This window comes from Nocardioides flavus (ex Wang et al. 2016) (genome assembly GCF_014653115.1).
GTDB lineage: Bacteria > Actinomycetota > Actinomycetes > Propionibacteriales > Nocardioidaceae > Nocardioides > Nocardioides flavus.
Genome location: NZ_BNAD01000001.1, coordinates 362,414 through 377,989, shown reverse-complemented (window position 1 = coordinate 377,989; position 15,576 = coordinate 362,414). Strand labels below are relative to the sequence as shown.

Annotated in this window: 14 protein-coding genes; 10 read left to right on the top strand and 4 right to left on the bottom strand. The window is 73.2% G+C overall.

Annotated elements, in window-relative coordinates:
• The first annotated feature begins 1 nt into the window (after position 1).
• A complete protein-coding gene (locus IE200_RS01805) occupies positions 2-1,045 on the top strand; it encodes a LacI family DNA-binding transcriptional regulator (RefSeq protein WP_191277639.1) in 1,044 nt (347 codons plus the stop codon).
• Between the two features lie 48 nt (positions 1,046-1,093).
• Here the strand turns inward: IE200_RS01805 and IE200_RS01800 are convergent, their stop codons facing one another.
• Positions 1,094-1,507 (bottom strand): ArsR/SmtB family transcription factor, encoded by a 414-nt coding sequence (locus IE200_RS01800; RefSeq protein ID WP_191277638.1) that lies wholly within the window; start codon positions 1,505-1,507, stop codon positions 1,094-1,096.
• Between the two features lie 21 nt (positions 1,508-1,528).
• On the opposite strand from IE200_RS01800, the gene IE200_RS01795 reads away from it, so the two are divergent.
• The 4 genes from IE200_RS01795 to IE200_RS01780 all read left to right on the top strand — a co-directional run bounded on the left by IE200_RS01795 (position 1,529) and on the right by IE200_RS01780 (position 5,753).
• Positions 1,529-1,951 (top strand): ArsI/CadI family heavy metal resistance metalloenzyme, encoded by a 423-nt coding sequence (locus IE200_RS01795; RefSeq protein ID WP_191277637.1) that lies wholly within the window; start codon positions 1,529-1,531, stop codon positions 1,949-1,951.
• 326 nt (positions 1,952-2,277) lie between these two features.
• The gene (locus tag IE200_RS01790; protein WP_191277636.1) at positions 2,278-3,786 is read left to right on the top strand and encodes a DEAD/DEAH box helicase; all 1,509 of its coding nucleotides are present in this window, start codon (positions 2,278-2,280) and stop codon (positions 3,784-3,786) included.
• A gap of 205 nt (positions 3,787-3,991) precedes the next feature.
• A complete protein-coding gene (locus IE200_RS01785) occupies positions 3,992-5,056 on the top strand; it encodes an LLM class flavin-dependent oxidoreductase (protein ID WP_191277635.1) in 1,065 nt (354 codons plus the stop codon).
• 10 nt (positions 5,057-5,066) lie between these two features.
• A complete protein-coding gene (locus IE200_RS01780; protein ID WP_191277634.1) occupies positions 5,067-5,753 on the top strand; it encodes a CPBP family intramembrane glutamic endopeptidase in 687 nt (228 codons plus the stop codon).
• A gap of 30 nt (positions 5,754-5,783) precedes the next feature.
• On the opposite strand, the gene IE200_RS01775 is transcribed toward IE200_RS01780, so the two are convergent.
• Together IE200_RS01775 and IE200_RS01770 are read right to left on the bottom strand one after the other, a co-directional pair.
• Positions 5,784-6,680: an NAD(P)H-binding protein gene (locus tag IE200_RS01775; RefSeq protein WP_229855956.1), complete on the bottom strand. Its 897-nt coding sequence runs from the start codon at positions 6,678-6,680 to the stop codon at positions 5,784-5,786.
• A 36-nt stretch (positions 6,681-6,716) separates the two neighbouring features.
• The gene (locus IE200_RS01770; RefSeq protein ID WP_191277632.1) at positions 6,717-8,039 is read right to left on the bottom strand and encodes a cation:proton antiporter; all 1,323 of its coding nucleotides are present in this window, start codon (positions 8,037-8,039) and stop codon (positions 6,717-6,719) included.
• Between the two features lie 141 nt (positions 8,040-8,180).
• On the opposite strand from IE200_RS01770, the gene IE200_RS01765 reads away from it, so the two are divergent.
• Positions 8,181-8,933, top strand: a complete 753-nt coding sequence (locus IE200_RS01765; RefSeq protein WP_191277631.1) for a hypothetical protein — start codon at positions 8,181-8,183, stop codon at positions 8,931-8,933.
• Here IE200_RS01765 and IE200_RS01760 read toward each other — a convergent pair.
• A complete protein-coding gene (locus IE200_RS01760; protein ID WP_229855955.1) occupies positions 8,854-9,444 on the bottom strand; it encodes a helix-turn-helix domain-containing protein in 591 nt (196 codons plus the stop codon). The two genes, IE200_RS01765 and IE200_RS01760, sit on opposite strands and share 80 nt — an antisense overlap.
• Before the next feature lie 91 nt (positions 9,445-9,535).
• Between IE200_RS01760 and IE200_RS01755 the strand changes: the two genes are divergently transcribed.
• The 4 genes from IE200_RS01755 to IE200_RS01740 all read left to right on the top strand — a co-directional run bounded on the left by IE200_RS01755 (position 9,536) and on the right by IE200_RS01740 (position 15,448).
• Entirely contained in the window at positions 9,536-10,747 is a 1,212-nt protein-coding gene (locus IE200_RS01755; protein ID WP_191277629.1) for an acetyl-CoA C-acetyltransferase, read from the top strand.
• 93 nt (positions 10,748-10,840) lie between these two features.
• Positions 10,841-13,063: a 3-hydroxyacyl-CoA dehydrogenase NAD-binding domain-containing protein gene (locus tag IE200_RS01750; protein WP_191277628.1), complete on the top strand. Its 2,223-nt coding sequence runs from the start codon at positions 10,841-10,843 to the stop codon at positions 13,061-13,063.
• A 164-nt stretch (positions 13,064-13,227) separates the two neighbouring features.
• Positions 13,228-13,926 (top strand): ABC transporter ATP-binding protein, encoded by a 699-nt coding sequence (locus tag IE200_RS01745; protein ID WP_191277627.1) that lies wholly within the window; start codon positions 13,228-13,230, stop codon positions 13,924-13,926.
• Positions 13,910-15,448 (top strand): hypothetical protein, encoded by a 1,539-nt coding sequence (locus tag IE200_RS01740; protein WP_191277626.1) that lies wholly within the window; start codon positions 13,910-13,912, stop codon positions 15,446-15,448. Before IE200_RS01745 ends, IE200_RS01740 begins: the two co-directional genes overlap by 17 nt.
• Positions 15,449-15,576: the final 128 nt, after the last annotated feature.

The window sequence follows — 15,576 nt, the reverse complement described above, 5'->3', positions numbered from 1 at the left end:
TGTGACCACGCCCCGCACCACGTCGAGACCAGCAGGGTCGGCCTCGCCGACCCTCGACGAGGTCGCGCGGGTCGCGGGGGTCTCCCGTGCGACCGCGTCGCGGGCGATCAACGGCGGCAACCGGGTCAGCGCCCGCGCGCAGGCGGCCGTCGACGCCGCGGTGCGGACCCTGGGCTACGTCCCGAACCCGGCCGCGCGCAGCCTCGTCACCCGGCGTACGGACTCGATCGCCGTCGTCGTGCCCGAGCCCGACGACCGGGTCTTCTCCGACCCGTTCTTCGCCGGCACGCTGCGCGGGGTCAACCGGGTGCTCGCCGAGCGCGACATCCAGCTGGTGCTGCTGCTGGCACGGCCGGGGGCGTCCACCGCGCGCACGCTGCGCTACCTGACCAACCGGCACGTCGACGGCGCGCTGGTCACCTCCCACCACCGCGACGACCGCCTCGCCGAGCACCTCGCCGACATCGGGCTGCCCTGCGTCTTCGGCGGCCGGCCGTGGACCGGCGGCGACCGGGTGGCGTACGTCGACGTCGACAACACCGCGGGGGAGCGCGAGGTCACCGAGCTCCTGCTCGCGCGGGGCTGCACCCGCATCGGCACCGTCGCCGGGCCGGCCGACATGACCGCCGCGGAGGACCGGCTCGCCGGCTGGCGCCAGGCGATGGCGGCGGCCGGGCTGCCGGCCGACGCCGTGGAGCACGGCGACTTCACCGAGGACGGCGGCGAGGCCGCGACCCGCGCGCTGATGGAGCGCCACCCCGACCTCGACGGGCTCGTCGTCGCGTCCGACCTGATGGCCGCCGGTGCGCTGCGGGTGCTGGCCGGGCTCGGGCGCCGCGTCCCCGAGGACATCGCGGTCGTCGGCTTCGACGACCTCGGCGTCGCCGAGCGCACCTCGCCGCCGCTCACCACCGTGCGGCAGCCCGTCACCGAGATGGCCGAGCGCGCGACCCGCCTGCTCCTCGAGCGCGTCGACGACCCCGACTCGGCGCACCCGATGCGGCTGATCATCCCGCCGACGCTCGTGCGGCGCGACAGCGCCTGACGTCTCCTCCGGGCAGGTCCGGGTATCCTGGTCAGCCCCGGCCGGCGCTCACGCCGTCCCGCCGAGCAGCGCCGAGAGGTCGGCCAGCACCTCGCGGCGTACGGCGTAGTAGACCCACACGCCGCGCTTGCTCCGGTCGAGCAGGCCTGCCTCGTGCAGCACCTTGAGGTGGTGGCTGATCGTCGGCTGGGAGAGGTCGAAGGCGTCGGTGAGGTCGCAGACGCAGGCCTCGCCGCCCTCGCTCGCAGCGACCATCGAGACCAGCCGCAGCCGCACCGGGTCCGCGAGCGCCTTGAGCAGCGGCGCCACGCGCTCGGCCTGGTCGACCGACAGCGGCTCGCGCGCCAGGGGCGAGCAGCAGGCGACGGTCTCGGCAGGGGTGAGGGTCAGCGAAGACTTCGACACAGATAGATATTGACAGATGTCGATGTCCTGGTGCAAGGTCAGGACATCGACATCCATCAATATCTACGGAGGAACACCATGCCCCGCCTGCAGCTCGCCCTCAACGTCGACGACCTCGAGACGTCGATCGACTTCTACTCCACGCTCTTCGGCACCGAGCCGCACAAGGTGCGCCCCGGCTATGCCAACTTCGCGGTCGCCCAGCCGCCGCTCAAGCTCGTCCTCATCGAGAACGCGGGCAAGGGCGGGAGCATCAACCACCTCGGCGTCGAGGTGGAGGACGTCGACACGGTCGACGCCGAGCTGACGCGCCTCGCCGCGGCCGGCTTCGCCACGACCGAGGAGCGCGACACCACCTGCTGCTACGCCAAGCAGGACAAGTTCTGGGTGCAGGGGACGCCTGACGGCGAGCGGTGGGAGGTCTACACGATCACCGACGACGCGCCCACCGCGGCGCAGCCCGCCGAGCCCGCTGCGGCCGGCGCGGTCTGCTGCGCCTGAGCCCGCACCATGAAGGCAGTTCGGGCCGCCTGCCCGAGTGCTGGGCGTGGCCGCTCGACCCGGACGGGTGAACTGCCTTCATGGTGCTACTGGCGGCCGGTCGCGCGACTGAGACTCGTCGCACACCGCGCGGGATTCACCGGAACACCGCGCGTACCGCTAGCGTTGGGACCTCAGACGCCCGGCCGGTCTTGCCCCGGGCGCAGGTCGCCGCCCGACACGCTCGGCGCGGCACCCTCCCTCACACTGAGGCACGTACGCCGCACCACACCGGTCCATCCGGGACTGCGGCTCACGGTGGCGAGACGCCAACCGAAAGCAGTCACATGACCTTCGCCGACCTCGGCGTCCCCTCCTCGCTCGTCCAGATCCTCGAGCAGCAGGGCATCACCACTCCCACCCCGATCCAGGCCGCGACGCTGCCCGACAGCCTCGCCGGCCGCGACGTCCTCGGCCGTGGCCGCACCGGCTCCGGCAAGACGTACGGCTTCCTGCTCCCGCTGGTCGCCCGCCTCGACGCGAGCAAGCTGCCGGCCATGCCGCGCAAGCCCCGGGCGCTCATCCTGGCCCCGACCCGCGAGCTGGTCGGCCAGATCGAGGCCTCCCTCGCCCCGCTGGCCAAGGCGACGGGCCTCACCACCCGCACCGTCTTCGGCGGCGTCGGCCAGAACCCGCAGGTGACCGCGCTCAAGAAGGGCGTCGACATCGTCATCGCCTGCCCCGGTCGCCTCGAGGACCTCATGGGCCAGGGCCACGCCGACCTCTCCGCCGTGGAGATCACCGTCCTCGACGAGGCCGACCACATGGCCGACCTCGGGTTCCTGCCCGGCGTTCGCCGCATCATGGACAAGACCCCGCAGTCGGGTCAGCGCCTGCTGTTCTCGGCGACGCTCGACAAGGCGATCGACGTCCTGGTCAAGCGCTTCCTGACCAACCCCGTCACCCACGAGGCCGACTCGGCGCAGTCGCCGGTCGCCACCATGCACCACCACGTGCTGCACCTGACCCGCGAGCAGCGGGTGCCGGTGCTGGTCGACCTGACCAGCGCGCCCGGCCGTACGGTCGTGTTCACCCGAACCAAGTACGGCGCGAAGGCGCTCGCCCGCCAGCTCAACAAGTCGGGCGTGCCGAGCGTCGAGCTGCACGGCAACCTGTCGCAGAACGCGCGCACCCGCAACATGGAGGCCTTCCACTCGGGCACCGCCACGACGCTGGTCGCCACCGACATCGCCGCGCGCGGCATCCACGTCGACGACGTGTCGCTGGTCGTGCACGCCGACCCGCCGGTCGAGCACAAGGCCTACCTGCACCGCTCGGGCCGTACGGCGCGCGCGGGCAACGAGGGCACCGTCATCACGCTCATGACCGACGAGCAGCAGCGCGACGTGCGCGACCTGACCCGTCAGGCCGGCATCAAGCCGACCACGACCAAGGTCCACGGACCCGACCACCCCGTCCTGGTCCAGCTCGCCCCCGGCGAGCGCACGCTGGTGCCCGGCGGCCTCGTCGTCGAGGCCCCCGCGTCCGGCGGCGGCGGACGGTCCACCGGCGCCAACGCGCAGCGCAAGCGCGCCCGCCGGTCCGGCCAGACCAACGGGCAGTCGCGCCGCGGCAACCCGACCAGCTACACCAGCGAGACCCCCGGCGGCGGGTCCGGCGGTGGCGGCCAGCGCCGTCGCTCGGGCGGCCCGTCCGGCGGCGGCTCGTCGGCCGGTGGCAGCCAGGGTGGCGGCAACCGTCGTCGTCGGTCCGGTGGCCAGTCGGGCGGACAGTCCGGCGGAACCTCCGGCGGCGGCCGCGGGCACAGCGCGTCGTCCTTCAGCCGCGGTCGCTGACCCCAGCCAGTCGTCCCTCGCCCCTGAGTCTCCTCCGAGACTCAGGGGCGAGGTCGTCTCCGGGTCCCCTCGTCGGAACCACCGGTCAACCGGTGGTTGGTGAGGTTCCAGCCCGTTGCAACGGGGGAGAAGCGCACGAAGAGGACTGCCGGAATGCCCGGGCAGGCCTCGTGGTTGACCCTTCAACCACACACGAAGGAGCGTCATGCCCGACTTCGACCACAGCGTCCTCGGTACGCGCGAGCGGCCCACCCTGGGCCTCGACACGTTCGGCGACGCGTCGCTCGACGGCGCGCCGGGCAACCACCCGCAGACGTTGCGCGAGGTCGTGGCCGAGGCGGTCCTCGCCGACCGGGTCGGCATCGACTACATCGGCCTCGGTGAGCACCACCGCCCCGACTACGCCATCTCCGCGCCCGACGTCGTCCTGGCCGCCATCGCCGGGCAGACCGAGCGGATCCGGCTCGGCAGCGGCGTCACCGTGCTCTCCTCCGACGACCCGATCAGGGTCTACCAGCGCTTCGCCACCCTCGACGCCGTGTCCGGCGGACGCGCGGAGGTGCAGCTGGGCCGGGGCTCGTTCATCGAGTCCTTCGGCCTGTTCGGCCTCGAGCTGTCCGACTACGACCGGCTCTTCGCCGAGAAGCTCGACCTCTTCGCCGCGCTCCAGCGCGAGGAGCCGGTGACCTGGGAGGGCACCGTCCGCCCGCCGCTGGTCGACAAGCAGGTCTTCCCGACGACCGCCGCGGGCCGGCTGCCGGCGTGGATCGGCGTCGGCGGCACCCCGCAGTCGGTGGTGCGCGCCGCGCAGTACGGCATGCCGCTCATGCTCGCGGTCATCGGCGGCTCGCCGGCCGCCTTCGTCCAGCTCGCCGACCTCTACCGCGACGCGCTGCGCCGCATGGAGCTGCCCGAGCTGCCGGTGGGCATGCACTCGCCCGGTCACGTCGCCGCGACGGACGAGGAGGCGCGCGAGCAGCTCTACCCCCACCAGGCCGACCTCTACACCCGCCTCGGCCGCGAGCGCGGCTGGCCGCCGTACTCCCGGATCCAGTTCGAGCAGGCCGCGAGCCCGCAGGGCGCGCTGTTCGTCGGCTCGCCGGAGACGGTCGCGCAGAAGATCGCCTGGGCCGCCCGCACGCTCGGCCTCTCGCGCTTCCAGCTGAAGTACTCCGTCGGCTCCCTGCCGCACGACCAGCGCCTGGAGTCCGTACGGCTCTACGGCGAGGAAGTCGTCCCGCGCGTCCGCGAGCTGTTGGCGGGCTCCTAGGCTGGAGGCCATGCGGACCTTCATCCGGCGCTCGCTGTGGGACGTGGTGCCGCGCGACCAGCGCGACACCGACGCCGCCTTCCGTCGACGCCAGCTCGTCGCCGCCGTCGTCGTCCTGGTCGGTGCCGCTGTCCTCGGCTGGTCGCTGCGCCTCGAGCCGGGCAGCAACGTCTTCTACGTCGCCGCCGTCGTCCTGGCGGGCGTGTGGGCCGCCGGCGCGTTCCTGTCCGGGCGCCTGCACCTGGGCCGCATCGCGCACGGGGAGGGCCTGATCCGGCCGGTGGTGGCGCCGATCCTGCTCGGCCTGCTGCTGGTGGGGATCTTCGTCCTGGGCGCGCTGGTGGTGCGCGAGATCGAGCCGCTCGCCGACTACGTCAGCTCGGTCCTGGCGTACGCCGACGAGGGCTCGCTGACCGTGCTGGCGATCATCACGTTCTTCAACGGCATCGCCGAGGAGCTCTTCTTCCGCGGCGCGATGTACGCCGCGATCCCGCGCCACCCGGTGCTGTGGACGACGCTCGCCTACGTCGTGGCGACCCTCGCGACGGGCAACATCATGCTGGGCTTCGCCGCGATCGTGATCGGCGCGGTGTGCGGCCTGGAGCGGCGGGCGAGCGGCGGCGTGCTGGCGCCGATCCTCACCCACATCACCTGGTCGCTGTCGATGCTCTTCGTGCTACCGCTGCTGTTCGCCTGAGCCGGCGGAGCCGCCGGCCGCGCTGCCGGGTCAGGCGCCGGCGGCCTCGCGCTCGGCCAGCGCCCGGCGTACGGACTCGCGGTAGGACAGCGGCTCGCCCGGCACGACGTCGCGGATCGAGGTGTCCTTCACGACGACCTCGTGCGACATCGAGTCGATGAGGTTGCGCCCGGTCGTGGCGTCGACGTCGGTGACGAGCGCGAGCCAGCGTGACGACAGCCGCGGCGTGAGCACCGGGACCGTGACGATCGGGATCGAGCGGCCGTTGATGAGCTCGCCGGCGACCTCCATCATCTCGAGGTAGGTCAGCTGCTCGGTGCCACCGATCTCGAAGACCCGGCCGATGGCGTCGGGGTGGTCGACGACGCCGACGACGTAGCGGACGACGTCGTCGAGCGCGATCGGCTGGGTGCGCGTGTGCACCCACTTGGGCACCACCATCGCCGGCAGGTTCTTGACCAGCTGACGGGTGATCTCCCACGAGATGCCGCCGTGGCCGACCACGATCGCGGCCCGCAGCACCGTGACCGGCACGCCGTCGCCGCCGAGCAGGTGCTCGACCTCGCGGCGCGAGCGCAGGTGCGCCGACAGGTCGTCGTCGTCGTCGCCGAGGCCGCCCATGTAGACGATCTGCTTCACCCCGGCACCCGCGGCGGCCGCGCTGAAGTTGCGCGCCGCTTCGGCGTCCTTGCGCTCGAAGTCGGGGTCGTCGAGGGAGTGCACGAGGTAGACCGCGACGTCGACCCCGCGCAGCGCCGCGTCGAGCGACGCACGGTCCGCCACGTCGGCGCCGACCGGCTCGCCGGGCCCGTCGTAGGAGTCGGGACGTCGCGTCATTGCGCGGACGTCGTGCCCGGCGTCGAGCAGGGCGGGGACGAGCCGGCGGCCGATGAAGCCGGTTGCGCCGGTCACGAGAACGGTGGCCATGGCGACCATCGTGTCAGCCCGCGCCAGCAGCGGGGCTCATCCGCGCGCGCCGGTGCGGCCGCGGCGGGCGTCGATCCGGTCCATCGCCGGTGTGGCGGTCACGCCGTGCAGCAGCACCGAGACGATGACGGTGAAGGCGACCGTCGACCACAGCCACGGCTCGTCCGGCACGTGCTCGTGGGTGACGGCGTAGCCCAGGTAGTAGAGCGAACCCACGCCGCGCACCCCGAAGAACGACACGGCCATGACCTCGCCGCGGTCGAGCCCCCCGTCCTCCCGCTCGTCGCGGGGCCGTACGGCCAGCGCCACGAAGCCGGCCAGCGGCCGCACGACGAGCACGAGCGCCAGCGCCACCCCGACGCCGCGCCAGTCGAGGTGGTCCAGCAGGCCGCGGGTCATCGCCATGCCGAGCAGCAGCAGCACCAGCAGCGTCATCAACCGCTCGAGGCGCTCGACGACGGCGTGCATCGCGCGCTGGTAGGAGTGGCCGCGCTCGGAGGAGCGCAGGCCCACCGCGCACGTGAAGACCGCGAGGAAGCCGTAGCCCCCGACGAGCTCGGCGGCGCCGTACGACGTCAGCAGGGCGGCGAGCGCGAGGAGCGGCTCGCCGGCGTCGGCCAACCGGAGGTTCTCGTTCCTGGCGTGGAAGGCCTGCCGGCCGAAGAGCCACCCCGCACCCCACCCCACGGCCAGGCCGAGCGCGATCTTGCCGACGACGTACCAGCCGACCCACGTGACGGCCTCCGCGAGCCCGATCCCGCCGGCGAGGAGCAGGAGCGCGAGGTGGACGAAGGGGAAGGCGAGACCGTCGTTGAGCCCCGCCTCGGCGGTGAGGGCGAACCGGATGTCGTCGTCCTCCTCGACGCCCTCGTGCTCCTCGGCCTCGGCGACGTCCTCCGTGAGCGGCTCGCCGACCTGGACGTCGGAGGCCAGCACGGGGTCGGTGGGGGCGAGGACCGCGCCGAGCAGGAGCGCCACGGCGGGGGCGAGGCCCGCCACCCACCACCCGAGGAGCATCGTGCCGAGGATCGTCAGCGGCATCGTGACGAGCAGCAGCCGCCACACCGGCGACCACGAGCGCCACGACCGCCAGGACCGCACGTCGAGGACCCGGTCGATCGCGAGACCGACGCCCATGAGCGAGACCAGCACGGTGAACTCGGTGACGTGGGTGATGAGCTCGCGGTTGTCCTCCGGCTGCAGGCTGATGTCCTCGCCGAGGGGGAGCAGGCCGACGACGAGCCCGATGCCGACGAGCACCATCGGCGGCGAGAGGGCCACACGCCGGCTCACGTGGGGGAGGACCGTCGTCACGAGCAGCGACAGGCCCAGGATGAGGTAGACCGCGCCCCCGGTCATCGGCGTTCGGGGTCGGGGTCGCAGGGTCGAGGACGGGCCAGCACCTCGACAGCCTTCCATCCTCCCGGTCACGGTGACGACACCCGGGCGGACGGGACGAGGTGCGCGCCCCGTCCGGCTCCGCTGCACCATGATGGGCCGGTGAGCCCGACGCCCCTCGCCGCCTCGCCGTCCGTACGCCGCGCCGCCGCCACCCTCCTCGTCACCGCCGCGGCCACCCAGCTGCTGGGGCAGGCGTGGCTGCGCTGGAGCCACGCGCGGCCCGCGGTCGACGGCTCGCACCCGGCGGCGTGGGTGGCCAGTCACGCCGTGCTGCTCGCGAGCGCGGTTGCGCTCCTCGGAGCGGTCGCGTCGCTGGCCGCGATCCTCGGCCGGCACGCGCTGACCGTGCTCGCGGTCGCGTTGTTCACCGTGGGGCAGGTGCTCACCGTCGCGGTGCTCGTCCTCGACCTGGGGGGCGGGGCCGACGACGTACGCCTCGTGCGCGCCCTGGACGCGTGGGACTTCCTCGCCGTCGTCGGCCTCGTGGTCCTCCTCCTCGAGCTGCGCCGCCGCGACCCCGGCCTCGACGTCGGCGCGAGCCTGGCGCTGCTCGCCCTCGCCGTGCCGCTGCTCGACGGCCTCGTCGTGGCAGCGACCGCGTTCGCGCTGGCGGGCTTCGCGGTGCTCGCCCACGACCTCGTGCGACCGCGCCCCGGCCCCGCGCCCGGGTGGCTGGTCGCCGTGACCGCGGGGGCGTACGTCGTCGCCGGCGCGGTCAGCTGGCAGCGGGCGGTGCTGGCCCTCGTCGTCGTCGCCTGGACGGGGTGGACTCTCAGGTCGGGGGCGCCTCGCCCGGCTGCTTCCTCTCGTACGCCGCGTGGCTCTCGTCGATCGCCTGCTCGTAGGCCGTGACCAGGCCGGCGATGGTCAGCGGCTTGAGCCGGTGGATGAACTCACGCAGCTGCTCGGCGGTGTAGCCGGCCTCGCGGAACTGCGGCCACACCTTGGTGCGCACGATCTCCGAGAGCTCCTCGGCGACCTGGCGGCCGTGCGCGGCGTAGACCTCCGCCACCGCCTGGGCCGCGTCGGGGGAGATGCCCATCCCCGACAGGTCGCCCGACACGTCGACGTCGCGGTCGCCGGTCACCGGCGCCAGCAGCGAGAGGTGGCGTGCGATGTCGGAGGGGGTGGCGGTCGCGGGGATCCGCTCGACGTACTTCTCGATGGCCGAGAGCGTGAAGCCGTGGCCCTGCAGCTCGCGGACCAGCTCGAGCCGCGCGATGTGGTCGGGCCCGTAGTAGCCCGAGCGGCCGCGGCGCACGGGTGCGGGGACGAGCCCGCGGGAGGCGTAGAAGCGCACGTTGCGCGCGCTCACGCCCGTACGCTCCGTCAGCTCGTCCAGCGTCAGCAGCTCGGTGTCCACCCGCCCATCCTCTCGTGCCGCTCGTCCCGGACCCGGGTGACCTGCGCCACACCTGTTGGACTGTGACAGTAATGGTGTCACAATCAGCCGCATGGCAGAAGCATTCGTCTACGACCACATCCGCACACCTCGTGGCCGCGGCAAGGCCGTCGGCTCGCTGCACGAGGTCAAGCCGGTGGACCTGGTCGTCGGACTCCTCGACGAGCTCAAGACCCGCAACCCCACGCTCGACCCGGCCCGCGTCGACGACGTCGTGCTCGGTGTCGTGACCCCCATCGGCGACCAGGGCGGCGACATCGCCAAGACCGCCGCCCTCAAGGCCGGCTATCCCGAGACCGTGGCGGGCGTGCAGCTCAACCGCTTCTGCGCCTCCGGCCTCGAGGCCGTCAACCAGGCCGCCCAGCGCGTGCGATCGGGCTTCGAGGACCTCGTCATCGCCGGTGGCGTCGAGTCGATGAGCCGCGTGCCGATGGGCAGCGACGGCGGCGCCTGGGCGATGGACCCCGCCACCGCGCTGGAGACCGGCTTCGTCCCGCAGGGCATCGGCGCCGACCTGATCGCCACGATCGAGGGCTGGAGCCGCGCCGACGTCGACGCGTACGCCGCGGAGTCGCACCACCGCGCCGCGAAGGCGTGGGCCAACGGCTACTTCGACGGCTCCGTCATCCCCGTGCGCGACGTCAGCGGGGTCACGATCCTGGACCGCGACGAGACCGTGCGCCCCGACACCTCCGTCGAGGGCCTCGCCGGCCTCAAGCCGTCGTTCGCCCAGATCGGTCGCGACGCCGGCTTCGACGACGTGGCGCTGGAGAAGTACCACTGGATCCCCGCGATCGACCACGTCCACCACGCCGGCAACTCCTCGGGCATCGTCGACGGCGCGGCCGTGATGGCGATCGGCACCGAGGAGGTCGGCACGTCGCTCGGCCTGACGCCGCGCGCCCGGATCATCTCGACCGCCGTGTCGGGCGCCGACCCGACGATCATGCTCACCGGCCCCGCCCCGGCCGCCCGCAAGGCGCTCTCCCGTGCCGGCCTCGAGGTCGACGACATCGACCTGTGGGAGATCAACGAGGCCTTCGCCGCCGTCGCGATGCGGTTCATGCGTGACATGGGCATCAGCCATGACGTCACCAACGTCAACGGCGGCGCCATCGCGATGGGCCACCCGCTCGGCGCCACCGGCGCGATGATCCTCGGCACCCTCGTCGACGAGCTCGCCCGCCGCGACCAGAAGCGCGGCCTCGCCACGCTCTGCGTCGGCGGCGGCATGGGCATCGCCACGATCGTCGAGCTCGTCTGACCCACCCCACCGATGGTGGCGGCACATCGCAGCCGGCGCCCACCTCAACGTGCAATGTGCCGCCACCTGGGCGGCGCGAAGGAGACCCACCCGATGAGCACCACTGAGACGCAGACCGCCGTCCGCTACGACCGCGACGCCGACGGCATCGTCACGCTGACCCTCGACGACCCGACGGCCAGCGCCAACACGATGAACGAGCTCTACCAGGCCTCGATGGAGGCAGCCGTCCAGCGGTTGCACGACGAGGTCGACGACGTCACCGGCGTCGTGCTGGCCAGCGCGAAGAAGACGTTCTTCGCCGGCGGCAACCTCAAGAACATGATGAAGGCGACGCCCGCCGACGCCGAGGAGATCTTCGCGGTGGGCGAGGCGGTCAAGTCCAGCCTCCGCCGGCTGGAGACCTTCCCCCGCCCGGTGGTCGCCGCCATCAACGGCGCCGCCCTCGGCGGCGGCCTCGAGATCGCGCTCGCGGCCAACCACCGCATCGCCGTCGACGACCGCTCGGTCAAGATCGGCCTGCCCGAGTCGACTCTCGGCCTGCTGCCCGGCGGCGGCGGCGTCACCCGCGTCGTACGCATGCTGGGCCTCCAGTCCGCGCTGATGGACGTCCTCATGCCGGGCACCCAGTTCGACCCGCAGGGCGCGCTGGCCAAGGGGCTCATCGACGAGGTCGTGCCGACCCGCGAGGAGCTCCTGCCCGCCGCGAAGGCGTGGATCCTCGAGCACAAGGACGACGAGGACGCGGCGAAGAACCCGTGGGACCGCGTCGGCTACAAGATGCCCGGCGGCACCCCGAGGACGCCGGCGCTCGCGCAGTTCCTGCCGGCCTTCCCAGCGCTGCTGCGCAAGCAGACCAAGGGCGCGGTCTACCCGGCGCCCCGCGCGATCATGAGCGCCGCGGTCGAGGGCGCGCAGGTCGACTTCGACACCGCCTCGCGCATCGAGAGCCGCTACTTCACCAACCTGGTCGTCAACCAGCAGGCCAAGAACATGATCCAGGCCTTCTTCTTCGACCTCCAGGCGATCAACTCCGGATCGCTGCGCCCGCAGGGCATCGAGAAGTGGACGGCCACCAAGGTCGCCGTCCTCGGCGCCGGGATGATGGGCGCCGGCATCGCCTACTCCTGCGCCCGTGCCGGGATGCAGGTCGTGCTCAAGGACGTCTCTCTCGAGGCGGCCGAGCGCGGCAAGGCGTACACCGCCAAGCTCAACGCCACGGGCGTGGAGCGCGGCAAGATCAGCCAGGACAAGGCCGACGAGCTGCTCGCGCGCATCACCCCGACCGCCGACGCGGCCGACCTCGCCGGCTGTGGCCTGGTCATCGAGGCCGTCTTCGAGGACCCGTCGCTCAAGGCCAAGGTCTTCGCCGAGGTCGCGCCGTACGTCGACGCGGACGCGCTGCTGTGCTCCAACACCTCGACCCTGCCGATCACCGAGCTCGCGACCGGCGTGGACCGCCCCGCCGACTTCATCGGCCTGCACTTCTTCAGCCCCGTCGACAAGATGCCGCTCGTGGAGATCATCCGCGGCGCGGAGACCTCCGACGCGGCGCTCGCCAAGGCGTACGACGTGGTCCAGCAGATCCGCAAGACGCCGATCGTGGTCAACGACTCGCGCGGCTTCTACACCTCGCGCGTCATCGGCACGCAGATCAACGAGGGCCTGGCGATGCTCGCCGAGGGCGTGCACCCGGTCTCGCTGGAGCGGGCCGCGACGTCGGCGGGCTTCCCGGTCGGGCCGCTGCAGATCAGCGACGAGCTCAACATGGAGCTGATGGCCAAGATCCGCAAGGCCACCGAGGACGCAGCCGCGCGCGAGGGCACCGACCTCGGCGACTACCCCGCGGGTGAGGTCATCTCCACGATGATCGGCCTCGGCCGGCCCTCGCGGCTCAAGGGCGCGGGCTTCTACGACTACGACGAGAACGGCCGCCGTACGGCGCTGTGGCCCGGGCTCGCCGAGACGTTCCCGGTTGCCGAGCAGCAGATCCCGATCCGCGACATCCGCGACCGGATGCTGTTCATCGAGGCGTTGGAGACCGCGAAGTGCTTCGAGGAGGGCGTCATCACCTCCGCAGCCGCGGCCAACATCGGCTCGATCATGGGCATCGGCTTCCCGGCGCTCACCGGCGGTGCGGCCCAGTTCATGACCGGCTGGCAGGCGCTCGACGACACCGGCCACGGCGTCGGGCCGGTCGGCCTGGCCGCCTTCGTGGCGCGCGCCGACGAGCTGGCCGAGGCCTACGGCGAGCGCTTCCGCCCGACGGCGCGCCTGCGCGAGATGGCGGAGAAGGGCGAGACCTTCCCCGCCTGACCCACTGCACGTGAGCGGGCGCTTCGTGCCCGTCACGCCCGCCGACCGGGCACTTCGTGCCTCGACACGGGCACGAAGTGCCCGGTCGGCGTCCGGGACGGGCACGAAGCGCCCGGTCGGCGCATTCGTCAGCAAGGAACCGCCCGGTCGGCGAGAATCGTGCGGTGACCCATGCCCCCGCCGTCGTCGTCCGCGACCTGCACGTCCGCTTCGGCGACGTCGAGGCCGTCGCGGGCGTCGACCTGACCGCGGAGGCAGGGCAGGCGACCGCGCTCCTCGGACGCAACGGCGCCGGCAAGTCGACCACGATGAAGGTCCTCGCCGGCGTGGTGCCGCCGACGGCCGGCGAGGTCACGGTCGCGGGCCACGACGCCGCCACCGATGCGCTCGGCGTGAAGCGGGCCGTCGGCTACTGCCCCGACGTCGGCGGTCTCGTCCCGCGGGCCACGCCGTGGGAGCACCTCCAGCTCAGCGCCCGCCTGCGACGCATGCCCGACTGGGAGGACCGCGGTCGCGACCTGCTCGAGCGCTTCGAGCTCGGTGACGTCGCGCACCGCGTGGTCGGCGGCTTCAGCCACGGCATGAGCCGGCGGCTCAGCGTCGTGCTCGCCGCGCTCCACGAGCCGGCCGTGCTGCTGCTCGACGAGCCGTTCGACGGCGTCGACCCGCTCGGCGTGGACGCGACCCTCGAGGTCGTCGCCGATGCCCGCGCCCGCGGCGCCTGCGTCCTGCTGTCCACGCACCTGCGCGACCTCGCGCTCGAGGCGTGCGGGGAGGCCGTCGTGCTGCGCGGCGGCAACCGGGTGGCCGCGATGCAGGCGGGCGAACTCACCGGCGAGGCCTACCGTGCGCTCCTCGATTGACGGCTGGCTCGACGCCGCCCGCGACACCGGCCACCTTGTCGCCTTCCGCGCGCGGACCGTACGCCGGCGCCGGGCCAGTGCCTTCGGCGTCGCCGTGGTGCTCGCGCTGACGGCGGCCTTCGCCATCGCACCGAGCGGCTTCGACGTCAGGTCTGTCGGTGCGCCTGCCGTCGAGCAGGCGCTGACCTCCGTCCAGGGCAACCTCGGCGCGGCGTTCGCCGGCTTCCTGCTGCTCGCCGTCAGCTCCGCCATGGGCAGCGGCGGCGGCCGCGAGCTGCTCTCCCGCAGCGAGGCGGCCGTGCACCCGGTCGGCCCCGTCACCGAGCACCTCGGCGCGCTGCTGCTGGCGCCGGTCAACCTGGCGTGGCTCGTCCAGCTGTGGGGCCTGCTCGCCGTCACCGCCCTCGTCGCCCCGGCCGGCGGGCTGCTCGGTGCGCAGGTCGTGGTGCTGGCCTGGGTCCTCGCGGCGACGGCGCTCGGGCAGGCGGTCGGCTGGGCGGTCGAGGGCGTACGCCGCTCCCCGCACGGCGTGGTCGTCGTCCGCGTCGTCGGCGGGGCGGTCCTCGCGGCCCTGGCCGGCCTGCACCTCGCCGGCGTCCTCGGCCCCCTCGTACGGAGCCTGCCGACGACGTGGCTCGCCGAGACCGCGCAGACCCCGCGCTGGCCGCTGGCCGTCGTCGTCCTGCTGGTCCTGGCCGCGGCCGCCGTCGTGGTCGGCGCCCGCCCGGCCGCCTGGGCGCTGGGCCTTCCGCCGCGCGAGGAGCTACGCGTGCAGTCCGGGGTCCACGAGGCGCGCCACGCGCCCGAGCCGCGGTGGACCTCGCCCGAGCGGGCGCTGCTGCGACGCCTCGACCGCGACTCGGTGTGGCGCTCGGTCGGCATGCGCCGGGGCCTGCTGGTGCTCGGCCTGGGGCCGGGCCTGGTGGCGCTGGTGGCTGGGCTCGAGTGGGGCTCGGTGATGGTGCTCCCGGGCCTCACCGCCAGCGGGGCGGCGCTGCTCTTCGGTGTCAACGCCTGGTGCCTCGACGGCAGAGGGATGGTCTGGCGCGAGACCCTGCCGGTCGCGGCGGGCGACGTGTTCGACGTGCGCGCGCTCGTCGTCGCCGAGTGCATGGCGCTCGTCTCGGGCGTCACCGTGGTGCTCGCGCTCCTGCGCAACGGGCTGCCGCCCCTGGTGGTCGGCGTCGCCGTCCTCTCGTGCTGGCTCGTGGTGGTCGTCCAGGTGCTCGCGATCGTGATGACCTGGTCCGTGCGCTCGCCGTACGCCGTGGACCTGTCCTCGCCGCGCGCCACGCCGGCGCCGCACGCCGCGATGGCCGGGTACGCCGGGCGGCTCTCGCTCGTGACCACGCTGACCGCGCTGCTCTTCACCGGGCTCGCCGTCGTGCCCTGGGCCTGGGTGCCCGCGGTGGCCGCGCTGCCGTTCCTCGCGTGGTCGGGGCGTCGGCTCGTACGCGCCCGGCGTTGCTGGCTCGCCGCCGACGAGCGGGCGCGGGTCGTGCTGACCGTCGCCGCCGTCTGAGCGTGTCGCGACCACCGGTCAACCGGTGATCGCTGAGGTTCTTGCCCGTTGCAAAGGACTGGAACCCGAAGAACCACCGGGTAACCGGTGATTCCGACGGCCATGCATACGTGGTATACATACCCGGT

Coding starts and splice junctions, on each gene's coding strand:
- IE200_RS01755 (WP_191277629.1), top strand. CDS start 9,536: ATGGCAGAAGCATTCGTCTACGACCACATCCGCACACCTCGTGGCCGC.
- IE200_RS01750 (WP_191277628.1), top strand. CDS start 10,841: ATGAGCACCACTGAGACGCAGACCGCCGTCCGCTACGACCGCGACGCC.
- IE200_RS01790 (WP_191277636.1), top strand. CDS start 2,278: ATGACCTTCGCCGACCTCGGCGTCCCCTCCTCGCTCGTCCAGATCCTC.
- IE200_RS01780 (WP_191277634.1), top strand. CDS start 5,067: ATGCGGACCTTCATCCGGCGCTCGCTGTGGGACGTGGTGCCGCGCGAC.
- IE200_RS01785 (WP_191277635.1), top strand. CDS start 3,992: ATGCCCGACTTCGACCACAGCGTCCTCGGTACGCGCGAGCGGCCCACC.
- IE200_RS01795 (WP_191277637.1), top strand. CDS start 1,529: ATGCCCCGCCTGCAGCTCGCCCTCAACGTCGACGACCTCGAGACGTCG.
- IE200_RS01800 (WP_191277638.1), bottom strand. CDS start 1,507: ATGGATGTCGATGTCCTGACCTTGCACCAGGACATCGACATCTGTCAA.
- IE200_RS01770 (WP_191277632.1), bottom strand. CDS start 8,039: ATGACCGGGGGCGCGGTCTACCTCATCCTGGGCCTGTCGCTGCTCGTG.
- IE200_RS01775 (WP_229855956.1), bottom strand. CDS start 6,680: ATGGCCACCGTTCTCGTGACCGGCGCAACCGGCTTCATCGGCCGCCGG.